Source organism: Treponema sp. HNW (genome assembly GCF_050320395.1).
Lineage (GTDB): Bacteria > Spirochaetota > Spirochaetia > Treponematales > Treponemataceae > Treponema_C.
The window spans coordinates 446,308-460,724 of record NZ_CP144459.1; the positions used below are offsets into that span (position 1 = coordinate 446,308).

At 42.2% G+C, this 14,417-nt stretch carries 13 protein-coding genes; all 13 read right to left on the minus strand.

The window, feature by feature from the left end; all coding sequences use genetic code 11:
- Window positions 1–10: 10 nt before the first annotated feature.
- The gene (locus V1L52_RS02065; protein ID WP_428770641.1) at window positions 11–1,219 is read right to left on the minus strand and encodes a phosphopentomutase; all 1,209 of its coding nucleotides are present in this window, start codon (window positions 1,217–1,219) and stop codon (window positions 11–13) included.
- Window positions 1,220–2,383: an alanine racemase gene (locus tag V1L52_RS02070; RefSeq protein WP_428770642.1), complete on the minus strand. Its 1,164-nt coding sequence runs from the start codon at window positions 2,381–2,383 to the stop codon at window positions 1,220–1,222.
- Between the two features lie 12 nt (window positions 2,384–2,395).
- Window positions 2,396–3,472, minus strand: coding sequence for an aminotransferase class V-fold PLP-dependent enzyme (locus tag V1L52_RS02075; protein WP_428770643.1), 1,077 nt, complete (start codon window positions 3,470–3,472; stop codon window positions 2,396–2,398).
- 20 nt (window positions 3,473–3,492) lie between these two features.
- Window positions 3,493–4,383, minus strand: a complete 891-nt coding sequence (locus V1L52_RS02080; protein WP_428770644.1) for a phosphotriesterase family protein — start codon at window positions 4,381–4,383, stop codon at window positions 3,493–3,495.
- Between the two features lie 11 nt (window positions 4,384–4,394).
- The gene (locus tag V1L52_RS02085) at window positions 4,395–5,717 is read right to left on the minus strand and encodes a YhfT family protein (RefSeq protein ID WP_428770645.1); all 1,323 of its coding nucleotides are present in this window, start codon (window positions 5,715–5,717) and stop codon (window positions 4,395–4,397) included.
- 1 nt (window position 5,718) lies between these two features.
- On the minus strand, window positions 5,719–6,090 hold the full coding sequence (locus V1L52_RS02090; protein ID WP_428770646.1) for a DUF2620 family protein: 372 nt from the start codon (window positions 6,088–6,090) through the stop codon (window positions 5,719–5,721).
- 11 nt (window positions 6,091–6,101) lie between these two features.
- On the minus strand, window positions 6,102–6,467 hold the full coding sequence (locus tag V1L52_RS02095) for a PRD domain-containing protein (protein WP_428770647.1): 366 nt from the start codon (window positions 6,465–6,467) through the stop codon (window positions 6,102–6,104).
- Complete coding sequence (gene ptsP / locus V1L52_RS02100; protein WP_428770648.1) at window positions 6,451–8,151, minus strand: phosphoenolpyruvate--protein phosphotransferase; 1,701 nt, start codon at window positions 8,149–8,151, stop codon at window positions 6,451–6,453. The genes V1L52_RS02095 and ptsP overlap by 17 nt, the downstream gene beginning before the upstream one ends.
- Before the next feature lie 3 nt (window positions 8,152–8,154).
- A complete protein-coding gene (locus V1L52_RS02105; protein WP_428770649.1) occupies window positions 8,155–8,415 on the minus strand; it encodes an HPr family phosphocarrier protein in 261 nt (86 codons plus the stop codon).
- Window positions 8,412–8,879, minus strand: coding sequence for a PTS sugar transporter subunit IIA (locus V1L52_RS02110; protein WP_428770650.1), 468 nt, complete (start codon window positions 8,877–8,879; stop codon window positions 8,412–8,414). Before V1L52_RS02110 ends, V1L52_RS02105 begins: the two co-directional genes overlap by 4 nt.
- Window positions 8,869–10,428, minus strand: a complete 1,560-nt coding sequence (locus V1L52_RS02115) for a BglG family transcription antiterminator (RefSeq protein WP_428770651.1) — start codon at window positions 10,426–10,428, stop codon at window positions 8,869–8,871. The genes V1L52_RS02110 and V1L52_RS02115 overlap by 11 nt, the downstream gene beginning before the upstream one ends.
- A gap of 175 nt (window positions 10,429–10,603) precedes the next feature.
- Complete coding sequence (locus tag V1L52_RS02120) at window positions 10,604–12,973, minus strand: efflux RND transporter permease subunit (RefSeq protein WP_428770652.1); 2,370 nt, start codon at window positions 12,971–12,973, stop codon at window positions 10,604–10,606.
- Window positions 12,974–13,026: 53 nt separating this feature from the next.
- Window positions 13,027–14,400, minus strand: coding sequence for a hypothetical protein (locus tag V1L52_RS02125; protein WP_428770653.1), 1,374 nt, complete (start codon window positions 14,398–14,400; stop codon window positions 13,027–13,029).
- Window positions 14,401–14,417 lie beyond the last annotated feature (17 nt).

The following is a 14,417-nucleotide window of genomic DNA, read 5'->3' on the forward strand; positions in this document are numbered from 1 at the left end:
AAAATTCCGCTTATTCTAAAAGAGGTAAAAAACTTGTACCCGATTCCGGACGGGGTACGGCAAAAAAATCGGCCGCAGCGGCCGCCGTGTCCGCCATAGTTTCTCTTGTTCCGATGTATATATCTTTCAATCCCTGTTTATATATTAAAAGCGGAACATATTCTCGTGTGTGCTGAGAATGTCCGATTGTCGGATCGTTGCCGTGGTCTGCGGTTACAATCAATATATCTTCTTTGCCCATCAATGCGGTGATTTTTTCTATATAAGAATCGGTTATCGTAAGCGTTTGTGCATATCTGTGCGGATTTTGAGAATGTCCTGCAAGGTCGCTTTCCTGTATGTTTGTGCAGATAAAGCCGTGAGGACAGGATTTTATTTGTTTAAGAGTCAGTTCCAAAATCGTGCGGGTATCGACAAGATTCATAAAGCTTTTTCCTGAATCGTTTGCCACTATATCCGCAACTTTTCCTATGAGTATTACGGGAATATCTCTTTCTCCCAAAATCGAGGGAAGCTGTACTTTCGGATTTATACCGTAGCCCAAATGTCTTACCATATAGCCTGCTTCATATACTTGTGATTTAGGTGCATCGATACCGATATATATTCCGTCGCGTTCCGTTTCGGCAGCAAGGATTGTCTCAACCGTTGCCTGCGTTCCTCCGAAGACGATTACCCGTTCTACTTTCGTAACGCTCCTCACAATCTGTGCTATTTTTAATTCTTCTTCAAAAGAAATATTTTGAAAGCTTGTCGTTACATTGTATACCTGTCCCGGATCCGTTTCCAAATTATCGCCGACGGCAACACAATCATTTACCCATAGGTACTCCGCCGTTTTTTTTCTGCGGACAACCGAATATCCCGCTTTTTTTAAAGCCGTTTCCGCTGCATCTATATAAAAAGAAAAGGGCTTCATTACGGGCTTTTTTGTGAGTGTCCCCATAATTTCCTGATGCCCTAAAAAGGTATCGCCGCCGTGATGCTGCAATTTCGATTTTCCGAATACGGCATCGGGATTGATTTTCATCTTTTTGTAATCGTATCCGAGTGCGTTCATCAATCCCAGACGTTCAAGGCCGGGAAGATATAAATCGGGAACGGCGTCGAATATATGGCGGCAGGTATTTGCTCCGTAATCGCGGGGGCGTACTTGCTGCACATCGTCCATATAACCTATTCCGTAACTGTCTATAACCAAAACAATAAAACGAGCCATTTAAAAATCCTTTTTTATTCCTTCCGGTGTATAAATTCCGGTAATAACGGGGTTGCCGCTTTGAATGCCTTCTGTCAAAACAATGTCGGAACGCGTAACAAACATTTGTGTTCTGAAACAACCTAAAACGGTTTTTCCGATACTCTGTTTTGAATTGACTTCCAAATAATAGTCTATGTTTCCGGGCGAAAAAGAGGATACCTCTTTTTTTTGCAATTGTCCTGTGCCATCTTCTATAAGGACTTGTTCAAGATGTCCGCGTGCATAATAACCGCCGCCGAAAAAGTATGATTTATTTTTAAAAACATGCGATATTTCAGAAACGTAAATATAGGCCGGTTTTTCAACGGAATCGGCGTGCAGGTTAAAGGGGGTGGTTCCCGTCAGTGCATGACCCGGTTCTCCATGCGTTCCGCCTGCCGCTTTAATCATGTGCAGGTTTTCGATACTTGTTACCGAAGGCATATTCATGTGTAAAATTTTAATATTAAAGTTTCTTTCAATCAGCTCTTTTGCCCGATGCATTTCTTCAATATTTTTTGTCGCTGTGATTTTTTTTGTTTGATTGTCGTACAAAAAGCAGGGAAACGATGTAAGGCCGCAAAGACGTACTCCCTTATAATTTTGCAGTGTTTGTATAAATTCATACAGTTCTTCCGGAACAGTACCGGCTTTTTGCCCTTCATAGATATGAGATGAAGGCCCGATAATACGCAGCATAATATCTTGGATGCGTCCCGACGCGGCAGCCGCATCGGATATTGCTTTTGCCTTTTCAAGAGAATATGCGGTGATTATTTCAGGCTTATAGGCAACGATTTCTTTTATTTTTGCTTCCGGAATCTGCACCAAGTGTCCTATGTGTCCGGCTTTTAAATTGTGCTTCATCATAATGCGGGCATCTTTATAATCGACAGCGACAAATCCGTCAAATCCCATAGTTTCAAGTTTTTTTGCTATATACGGATTACGGCCGATTTGTTTTGTCATATAATATAAATGCAGATTGTGTTTTTGCGCTTCCCGTAAGATTTTTTGCGCATTTTCAAAAAGCGTATCAAGGTCTATAATATAAGAATCGGGTAAAACAATACCGTCTTTGTGCAGCTTATGTGCCGTCGTAATCAGTTTTTCATTTTTAGTTATCAGGTTTTGCAAAAACATATATTGCCCGCTTTATTTGTATATGGATTTATAGGCTTCTTCCAGAATTCGGATAACGGTTTTTGCGCCGCTTCTGTTCGGATTTATCCTGATCATTTTCTCTTTTAAACTCGGATCCTTTTTAAGAAAGGTTCCCGACACACGGTAAAAAAGCGGCGCTATTTCGAATTTTGATTCGGCTCCGACTGGATTCGGTAAAGCTCCCGCTTTTTCCGCAGCCGCAAGTATGTCCGCTGCGACAGGCTGCATAAATTCCACAAGTAGAACCTTTGATTGCGCGTTTGCCAAAAAGGCGTTTTTTATATAAGGGAACCTGTTTTTATCGTTTAATTCGGATAACAAAATTTCGTTTTGTTCCGCCTGAATTGCAAGGGCAACCGGAGCATATACCAAGCCGCGCAGCACTTCCATGCTTTCAAATCCCTGTACTTGACCTCCCCCGGAATAGTTACAGGCGCTTGCTTTGTCGACTAATGCTTTTTTACCGACCAGGCAGCCTATGCCGACCGGTCCTAAGAGTTTGAATAGTGAAAAGGCGGATAAATCCGCTCCGCATTCGCAGCCGATCTGCGGAACTTTCATAACCGCATAATTATCATCGACTAAAATAACCGTCTGCGGACTTTTATTTTTTATAAGAGTAATTACATCAATCAGTTTATATGAATCTGCGATATCCTGACGGGTATGCTGAATTAAACATAATTTGATATCCTTATTGTCCAATGTTTGTAATACACTTTCCCTGTCATTAAAATTTGCGCGAACAATATGCAAGCCCATTGAGGTAAGCGTAAGTTCGGTTGTAGGGTAAATCGGTGCGGTATGAACCAAAACCGTTTCTCCGTGTTTTACAGCGCTTTGCAGCCCCCGGCATATTGCCTGTGTACCCGCGCCGCGGGTAAGCATACAGGCTTCCGCGGAAAAAAAATCGGCGATGATTTTTTCTACTTTTGCGGTACGCAGGGGTTTATTACCCTGCATATTTACGCCGAGGTCTCCAAGCGTTAAAGATTCCGAACCTGAAAGATGTTTTGTAATAATATCGACAAAATCAAATTGTTTTTGCATTGCTTCGGCAATGTTCATAGATGCTAAAGGATATGTTGTCATGTGTTTTTTCCCGTTTGTCCGTAATATGTGCGGGGATTGTCTTTTAATATTTTTTCTATAGATGTCTGGCTGAATCCCTGTTCCGTCAGTTCGTTAAAAAATGAATCGAATAAATAAGAGTACCCTATTCCGCCTTTGTACTCCATGTTTGATTTACGCGTAATATCCATTGAAAACAATACACGGTCTATAAGATGGCGTTTTTCGATTTCTTTAAGCATATCGATTCTGATGCTGTCGTTTAAATAATTATTTTTTCCTATAGTATCGAATTCGACATAGGCTCCGGCATCGATAATTTTGAGTATATAAGAAATATCTCCCGTTAGATCGACGTGCCCGATAATTACTTTATTTAAATCAATATCTTGTTTTTTAAATATTTCAATTTGCTCCAAGCCCAAAAGGCCGAGCGTCGTATGAGTTGTAATCGGAGTGCCGGTTTCTTTGTGGGCTATTACTGCCGCATTAAAAACTTTTTTTTCGGCATCCGTTATACATTCTTTGCTTGAACCTATTTCTCCGATAATCTGCGCCTTTATATCGGTGCCGTCGATTCCTTCCGTAATTTCTTTTATCATAATTTCGGCAATTTGTTTTTCGTTGTATGAGTAGATGTAATCGGGTAAAAAAGGTTCTTTATAGAATCCGGTGGCGCACAGTATATTGATACCCGTTGCTCTCGAAACGGAAGAGATGTATGAAACATCTCTTCCCATCCCGATGTTTGTAACGTCGGTAATATTTCTTATGCCTTTAGCATAGAGTTTTTTAAACTCCGCAACGGTTTCATCTTTGCAGTCAAGCAAACAATCCGTATTATTTTTTTGTTTTGATAAATCAATGCGTATGTGTTCGTGCATTAATGTATAACCGTCTAAAAGCATAAGAACTCCTTTTATTTACTTACGGGAAATAATCCTATAAGATGCAGAATATTGACCAAAATACCGGTAGCAATTGCTCCGACCGGTCCGACCGCCATTGTCGGAATCGGTTTTTTAGAATTTTGATTGATGAAGTACAAACCGATAACGAAAATGTAGCCGATTGTGGGTGCGATAGCGTTTGCGGCAAGCATACCTCCGACAAGCAGGGCCAAATCCAAAACCTTTGACATTGCCGTACGGGTATTGTCTCCAAGTTCTTTTAATCCGGGAGATTTATCCATACCTTTTGCTATAACGTTTAACAAGAGAACTTCTATAATCATAATAAGGGCACCGATAAAGAACGAACCGACAAGACCTATAATACCGAAATTGATTAAAAGCAATGCGGGAACATGTACGGCCTTTGTTCCTGCAGGAGAATATACGCCGGACATAATTGCTGTTGTCATAACAAGGGGTATAAACCCGAGCATTCTGCCTAGGGCAACCATTGCCGCTTCTCCGTATTTTCCTTCCGCCGTTAAGGTCAATGAAGCCGGGCCTTCCGAAATCAGCAATAAAGAGGTTGCTAAGGCGACAACGGCACCGCTGACTGCAAGGAGAATGATGTTTTTCCGGATGCGTACGATATTGTCTTCAAACAGTGAAAATACCTTTGCGGCTTCTCCGGTGTCCTCTTTTTTAGTACGCGCGGCGGCAACCAACATTGCAAGTATACCGAACAACAGGGCCATACCGTCCGCATTGAGCGCAACCTTTACATTATTGATTGTAAACTTTCCGAATAAAGCCGTTAAGTGTTTTATGAGCATTGTTAATGCCAAAACGATAGATGCTTCTTTTACGCCTCTTTGATAGGCGATTGCAACTGCAGGAAATACACAGAATGAAATAATAATGAGACTGCCTACGGAACTTAAATTACTTGTAAAGTTAATCGGGAGTTTTGCAAATATACTCATAATTGCCTGCATACCGAATAACAAAAGTACACCGTAGAGAGCGCCTACTGCTGTTGATAAAATCATACCCTTTTTATTATCCGGGAAAGCGGTCCCGATGATATCACAGGCAAGCAGGATTGTATGCACAATAATTATTTTACCCGTGATTGATGTGGGCAATCCGAAGCCGATTACAAGGCCGAAGGACAGAGCAAAGCTTGTTGCAAACAAACTTTTTCTGTCTATGGTTTTGGTCAGATATTGCGGCAATAAGGGCCTTAACCCGTCATGAAAAACCGCAATACTTTGATTGGCCAAGTACGAAGATAAACCGCCTAATGCGGCCATTACTAAAATTGTTAAGATGTTGATTTCAAAAATCATCTTATTCCTCCTTTTCCGATAGAGCTTTTATTAATACGGGAATAATCCTTTCCGCATCCGTATTAACAAATCCGAACGCTTTTTTACCGGCTGCAACGGCTTGTGTAATTTCATTATCCGCCAGTATTTTTCCCGGAATGCTTAATGAAATACACTTTTCCGCTCCCAGTAAACCGATTGCCATTGCCAAAGCGGCTCCCGCACCGGTTGCACATGCACCGACATAATAGTCGGCAGCATTTGTCTTTACAGCCACTGCGGCTTCTATATCGCTCTTGATACAGACTTCTACATTTTCACCTCCGTATTGTTTGATTAGTTTTTCAATTTGCTGTTTATCCATTTGTCCGCCGACGGCAACCCTTTTGGACATTTTATACCTCCTTATTGTAAATCTTCCATCAGCACGAGTAAATTTGTTATAATAAAGTACTTTTCCTGAAGCGGAAATGTTATCTTAAAAACATTTTGTTCGAGAGCATCGGCAATGGCTTGTGCTTTTGTAAAATTCTCTTCTTTACGAATTTCTTCTTCCATGATTCCGTGACATTGCAAAAAACCTTCTCCTTTTTCAATGCGTTCGATAGCCATTGCCGTATGTGTAATAAAGCGTCCGCCGTTATCTTCATTCAAAATTATTGAATACGTCGACTTTAAATACGAAATCATATGTAAAAGCTTTTCTTTTGTTTTTTGTGTAATTGTATTGCTTTGTTCCAATATCCGTAATCTTTCAAGTAATTTTTCCATGCTTAATATCCTTTACAATGGTTTTAATAATTTTGCTTTTTATTTTTTGTATCCGTTCCGGCGACATGCTGAAGCAGTCTAATCCCGAATCTAAAAGTATTTGCGTAAAGACGGGATTCCCCGCCATTTCACCGCATACGCAAACGTGTTTGTTGTACTTTTTTGCCGCATCTATTGTCAGCTTAATTAATTGTAAAATTGCGGGATGATCTTCGCGGTAGAGGTGAGCAATCTTGGAATTATTGCGGTCGGCTGCTAAAGTGTATTGGGTTAAATCATTGGTGCCGATACTGAAAAAATCGACGGTTTGAACAAGCTTATCCGCAATTAATGCGGCGGCGGGTGTTTCAATCATAATCCCGATTTTGACGTTTTTTCCGTATGCAATGCCTTCTTTATCAAAGTCCGCTTTTATATTTCCGATAATAGAGAGCAAGGTACCGACCTCTTCTTCCGTTGTAATCATCGGAAACATAATGTATAAATTGCCGTGTACCGCCGCCCTCAGCAGCGCTCGCAGCTGCGGAAAAAAAAGTTCCGTATTATCTACACAATAGCGAATGCCGCGCCAGCCCAAAAAAGGATTTTCTTCTTCGGGCATGGGGATACAGGGGTATTTTTTATCGCCGCCGATATCGAAGGTTCGTATCGTTACGGGCTTATCCCGCATCGCTTTTAAAACCGATGAATAGATTTCATATTGGCGCTCTTCGGACGGCACGGCATTCGGATTCTTATTCAGCAAAAACTCGGTACGAAATAAGCCGATGCCGTCGGCATTTTGTTCAATAGCGGCGAAAACTTCGGTATCCGAGCCGATGTTTGCAAAAAGTTCAATGTGCTTACCGTCTGTTGTAACCGCTTTTTTATCAATTAAACCGGCCAATCCCCGCTTTTCTTCGGCGGCTTGTCGGCGTTTTTTTTCAAACTCTTGTACCGCTTTTTTGCCGGGATTGATAATTACATCGGCTCCGTCGATAATCAGTGTATCGTTTTCGTTAAACTCTTCGGGACTGATATTTGAGAGCATCGGAATACCGTAAGAACGGGCAACAATCGCGGCATGAGACGTTATGCTGCCGTTTTCAACGATGATACCGATAAGCAGTTCTTTATCGGTTTCCGCCAGTTCTACGGGGCTTATGTTGTGCGCCGTCAAGATAAACGGAATGCCGTTTTTATTATTCCTATGCGAATGTTTGTTTTGTGCAGCAAAATCGGAAGTATAATCGGAGTTTCCCGTTACGGCTTGAGCCGCCGATATGAGCATTAAAAAAATCCATGTAAAATCATCGGCGCGCTGTCTCAAATATTCATCTTCAATGCCTTCCATATCTTCTGCGTATTCTTTTGATGTGCGGGCTAAAGCGGCAGTTAACGCATAATATTCGGTTTTTATTTTTTCGGTAACGTCAGTTTTTAATTCGGGATCTTTTAAAATAGCGGTATAGCCGTTTAAAATATCCTCTTGTGCTTTATCTTTTATTTCAGCGGAATTTGATATAAGATATTGAAGTTTTTTCAACACTTCATTTTGTGCAGCCGAGAATAAAGCGCATTCCCGTTCAATATCTTCCGGACCGATTTTTTGATGTATATCCGTTTCCGGCAGAGGCGATAATTTCAGAACGGTTCCCATACAGAGGCCTTCGGCCAATACCGAACCGTGTATCGTTTTTTGCACGCATTACTCCTTCAACGCAAAAAGAAAATCGGTTAATTCCCGCATTGCCCGTTCTTCGTCCTGTCCGTCGGTTTGAAGCGTAACAATATCATGCTGCGATATGCCGATGCGAAGCAGTTTTATAATACTCTTTGCATTTGCGCTTTTATCGTTTTTTGAGATTGTAATATTGCAGTCAAAGGTGTTTGCGAGTGTAACAAAATCGTTTGCCGGACGCGTATGCAGACCCGTCGGATTTTGTATGGTTATTTCTTCTGAAATCATGTTTTTTCCTCCGTATGTATATTGCCTAATATTTCTTTTAAATCATCTTCATTTTTTGCATTACGCAAATCGGATAAAGCTTTGTCATTATCGAAGAGGTTCATCACTTCAATGATCGCCTGTTCGTTCAGCGCCTGTTTATCCGGAGCGGTGATACACAAGATAATATCGACCGGATCATTTGTGCTGTGGCCGAAAGAAACCGGTTTTTTCAAGCATACCAAAGCGTATCCCAGTTTAAGAGCTCCCTGTTCGGGGCGTGCATGAGGCATGGCGATTCCGGGCGCAATAACAAAATACGGTCCTAATTCTTTTACCGCATTTAAAATCGCATCATAATAAGCAGGGGACGCGCATCCGGTGCCGATTAATAAATCCGCGGATTTTTTAACCGCATCCTGCCAGCCGTCCGCTTCGGCTTGCAGCAAAAAGGTTTTATGTTTTAAAATAAAGTCAGAGAGCATGTTCGTTTCCTCTTTGTATACTTTGCAGTATGTTTTTTATTTTTTGTATATCCGAGTCTTCCAACTGAACGGAAATATGTACTGCAGGTATACATAATTGCGGCGTATCTATTACCGAAATAATAAAATCAATGTTTTTTTCTTTTATATACGAATCGGAGAGCTTACGTACGGAAACCGTTTCGATAAGATCCAGTTCGGGGAATGCCTTGCCGATGCGTTCTTTGAGAATGCTGCTGACAACAATGCCGGAAGCACATACCAAAACGGCCGATATTTTTTTTATATTTGATTGAAAAAAGGGGGCTATAAAACTCAATAAGACGCCCGCCTCTTCTTCGGAAACATCGATACGGAGGCGTGATTGTAAAAAGTCGGCAGCAGATTTTGCAATCCTCTGTATAAGGTTGTTTTTGTTCAAGATATTTTCGGCAAAGGACGCCGCATAGTCCTGTATCGAAAAAAAGCGCCGGTGTTTTTTCAATAAATGCATTATTTGCAAATATACGATATAGACGACTTTTTTATGTTCCGTAACATAACCGTCCAGAGAGGCTTCAATAAAAGATACAAAATTACCGGCAATCTGCTCATATTGTTTTTGGCTTTTAAGCATACTTGCAGCGGCTTCCGTACTTTGTAAAATTTCCATAAAGAAATATGTTTCACTTTCGGCAAAATTTTCTTTATTCCGTAAAAAATGCAAAGATCGGCAGGTTTGTGTTATTTCGGCGCTTATTTGTTCCGCTTCGTAAAAAGAACCCTCTTTGCCGGTTTCTACAAAAAAATCATTTGAGCAGCGGAATTCCATAATACTTACGCATAAAAATAAAAGTACAAAATCTATATCCGAAAACGATGTTGATGAGAGAGCTTCGATTTTTTCCACAAAATTAAAATTTTCTTTTATGCGGGTTTTTTCATTCAAATATTCAAACACTGCAAATGTAAAGGTGTAAACCTTAAGCCTGTTTTCCGGTGCAGCCGGCTGATAAATATAGGTGTACAGCAAACTCATAAATTCATTAAAATTCAAATAGAGGCAGGCCGTATTCAGGGCTGCCTGTCGTGCGGCTATTTCATTCCCGCTGATATAGGTTCCCACTCCTCTTTTACGCAAAATAACGCAGCCGGATTTTTCAAGATTTTGTTCAAGTTCGGTAAGTATTTTTGAAACTCCCGTTTCCGAAATATTAAAGCGGCGGGCAAGAGAGGACAATTTTGTGGTATCTTTCTCATTCAAAAGATACAATAATATTAAAAAGCTTTTTTCCTCTACCGAAAATTCTTCTTTATAATTTTTATGTTCAAAGTCGTTGATGAGATTTTCTTTTGCCCTGTCATCACCGGTGAGCATAAAGCCTTTGCCGCGTAATTTTACCAGAGACAGGTTGTAGGGACGAATATATTTTTCGATTTGCGGCAAAAGGCGAAAAAGCGTACTTTCGCTTATGCCTGTTTTTTCGGCAATTACAACGGAGGAAGTATAATCATGTGCGCCCAAAAGCACGTTAAGGATGCTTATTATTCTTGAGTCGCCGATGTCCATACCCTATATTATGTACCTGCTTTCTGCGAGTTGTAAAGGAAAAGTAAATTTTTATTGACATTAAGGGGTACTGTCATTTTGTCTATACCGGATAGGGTATAGACAAAACGGGTATATGACGGATTGTAAGGCGGAAAACGGACTGTCTAAAAACCGTTGTTTTTAAATCGTTTTTTTATTTTTCCCGTTCCGCTCCGAAGGGTTTGGTAATATAAATTAAAATCGGTGTCATCGTATAGTCGGCGATAAGGGCGGCCAAAAGTCCGATAACGCATAAAAATCCGAGCCGTGCAATCGCATCGATAAGACAGGTCATATACATACCGAAGGACACGGATAAAATAACCGTCGTCATTGCAAGCGTTTTTCCTATCGAATTAAAGGTATTGCAAATTGCCGAGCGGTATGAGCCGGTTTTTTCAAACTCGAATTTTACGTGATTTGTAAAGTGAATCGTATCGTCTACGGCAATACCCAAAAGCATGGGGATAATCGTCATCGTAATAACGTCAAGCGGGAATTTAAGGTAGCCCATAAAGGCGGAAATCACGATGAGGGGCATTATGTTCGGAATAAGACCGATAAGTCCCATTTTGATACTTGCAAACACAAGGGTCATAAATAAGGCAATCACGATGAGCGAAGATAAAAAGGACTTTATTTCGCCGTATACGATAATTTTATTCATTTCGGCAAATTGAACCGCAGGCCCGACCAAAAAACAATCTCCGTCGGGAAAAAGTTCGGCGGCGCGTTTTTCGATTTGCTTAATGTTTTCAACCAATTGATTTGCATTAAAGGAGTTCAGTTCAACGGTCGCCCTCAGTATGCTGAATTCGTCGTTTACCCATCGGGTGTGATCGCCGCCGGAAATTTCGTATAAAAACAAAAGCTGATTTAAAAGATCGGCGTCGTCGGGAACGGTGTAATAGGCCAGATTGTCCGCATGCAAACTTTTATTCATCTCTTTTACAATATCGAGGACGGAAAAGATTTTAGGCTTGCCGGCTATTTTTTTTACGCTTTCATTTTTTCCCGTTTCGTTCAATAAAATATCGAGATTTTTTAAAACTTCGGGATTTTTGACGGCGTCCGTATCTTCAAACGAAATCATAATATTGTAATTAAAGTAGGAGCCGAGCTGCGAATGCGTAATTTCGTACAAACGCTTTGTATAGGGAATACGGGTTCCCATAAAATTAAACGAATCCATGTTGACGCTTATAAAAAAGACGGAAGGAATAAGCAGGGCGGTGATGATGCTGAATATAATTAAAACGGGTTTTCGTTTTTTTAAGACGAGAGAACCGAACCGTTCGAATTTTTCGTCCGTTGCTTTAGAGCGTGCGGCCGCCTTTATTTTTTCCGGCTGCGTATCTTTTCCGAAACTCAATAAAATCGGGATTAAAATCGAAACATAGATGTATACCGCAAATACGGTTGCCGCACAGGCGGAACCCACCCAGCGCACGGACGTTAAACCGGTGGTCAACAGGGACAACAAAGAACCGACGGTTGTGATAACGGTAAACAGCAGTGCCCAGCCGGTGTTTTCAACCGACTCGATAACCGCCTGCTTTCGGTTTCCGTGCATGTAAAAATAACGGCGGAACGAAGAAAACAAGTGTACCGAATAGCCGACCGAAAGCGCCATTGCAAGCATAACCGGAAGGGTTATCATATTCGAATCGGCTCTTATACCGAAATAGGCCATAATGCCGAATACCGTTGTAATGCCCAAGCCGGTGGCGGCAATCGGAACGAGGGTTCCGCGGATTGAGCGCAAAAAGACAATAAGCAGCACAACCATCGCGATAAAACCGAGCATAATCGAGCGTCCCGCTTCTTTTTTTGAAACAACTCGTTCTTCGGCCTCGGTATAGGGCAGTCCCGCCGCTTTTACCGTACAAAGGCCCGTTTGCCATTTGGGATCGGTTACAACCGCTATGGCTTCATTTCCTGTCGTATAGAGGGGGTCTACGTCACCCGTTTTTTTCCATTCGCTTTCTTCGGGGAAGGGCGCAAACGAAAGAATCACCCATGTCTCTTTTGCGTCTGCGGATACAAGTTTGTCTTTTATCGAATCGCGCGAAAGCATAAGTTCTTTTGCCTTTTGTATGGCCGAAGCGTCTTCAGGGATGCCGTCTTCAAAGGGGTGCAGAATTTCCAAGCCCTCTTCGGTGCCCACCGTTACATCGGCCGTTAAAATCGAGGTTATGTTATCGGCATATGAAACTTTTTCAAGAAGTTCCGCGCTCATATCTTCTATCAATTTTAAAACGCCGGGATGAAAGACATCTTCGGCTTCGACAAGCAAAACCACCGTTTCGTTGTTTCCGAACAGCCGTTCGAATTCTTCTGTTTTGCGTTTTTGCCGCTCGCTGTCGGTAAGCCATGCCGAATCGTTGCTTTCGACATGAAGCTTAGGCAGGCCGGTTATTCCCAGAATACTTATAAGTGCGATAAACACCAGCAGTGCGATTCTGTTTTTTACGATAAACGCACCCAGTGATTTAAAAAATAAATTGATTTTTACTAATGACATATATACCTCTTTTGTGCCGGATTTACGGCTGAATTATTACCGGTTGCATGTATTTACCAGCTGAAAGTTCCTTTTATCCATAAGGCGTTTAAAGCCTTCATTGCGGCGAAGCGGCCTTTGCCGTCAACCCCCTTTGTGTACACGTCGGCGCCGATGACTGTGTGCAGATTATCGGTAAGGGCATAGTCTGCCGAAAACTTTGCAAACATATCGCCGAAGTTTGCTCCGACGGAGCCTGCTGCCGAAAGTTTAAGCGTATCGCGCAAAAGGGTTTTGCTTATATTAAAACTTACAAAACCTTCATGCATTTCGCGCTGTGTGTCGTCTTTGCGGTCGACGATTAAGTCTTCAAAGTATTGGAGGCTCGCAAACCATCCGCGGTAATTCCAATCGAAGCCTGCAAGCAGTAAAAGCTGATTTTTTTCGGCGGGCTGATTAAACGGCAGATTCGGCGGAGGAGGGAACGAAAAAGCTTTCAGCGGCTCTTTGGGCTCAAAACGGCGGCCGCCTATCCATGCGCCTTCAAGGCGGATAAGAAAATCTCCTGCGGGAATTGCCGCGTCAAAACCGGCCATTGCGATGCGCGCATATTTTTCGTGCAGCGTGACGTTTATCGGATTTGTAATCCCTCCTGTTGTACGTTCGTAATAGGGCGTTTTATCCCAACCGTAAAAGCCTGAAAGGGAAAAGTCCATGAGCGGGAAAAAAAACGACAGGCGCGCTCCGGCTTCGGTGTCCGTAAATTTACGCGGGCGTTCGGCATGCTGCAAACTGTATTTAATCGGCACGCTCATGCCTCCTATCTCAAACGTTCGCGGCAAATCGATTGAAAAAAATTCGGTGTCCGCGGCGCTTTCGAAAAAAAAGGGCGGAAGCTTATCCGGCGTAAAAAAGGGAACGGCGGTAACTTCAAAGGTAAAGACATCGTGCAAAAAGCGCAGGCGAAGCGCATCAACGGCACGTTGTGAAGAATCCGTATCCGAGCCGACAGGATCGCGCAGGTCCCGTGCGGAAAACACATCGGTTAAGCGGAAGCCGTCCGATTGCCCCCATGCAATAATTTGACGTCCCGCCGTAAAATCCAAAAAGTCTCCGGCATAGCGGTAATAAGCTTCATTTAAACGAAAACCCGTACGGGATTTACTGCGGTAATTGTATTCGGCGCAAAAGGACACAAAGGCGCTTGAGTTTCCGAAAGCGGCTTCGCCGCGGATTTCCGCGAGGGTGCGGGATGCGGCATAATCAAAGGGGGATACAAGCTGCACGCCGTGTACGGTTTGAACTTTTCCGCCGAAGTTAAGAGAAAGGGCATCTTCATCTTCAAAAAAATCGCCGGTATCGGCTTCATCGGCAAAAACGGGCTGTATACATAAGGCCGCGGCCGTTAAAAAAAACACAGCCGAAAGTCTTAAAAACGGGTTTTTCATACAACACCTCCTTATAC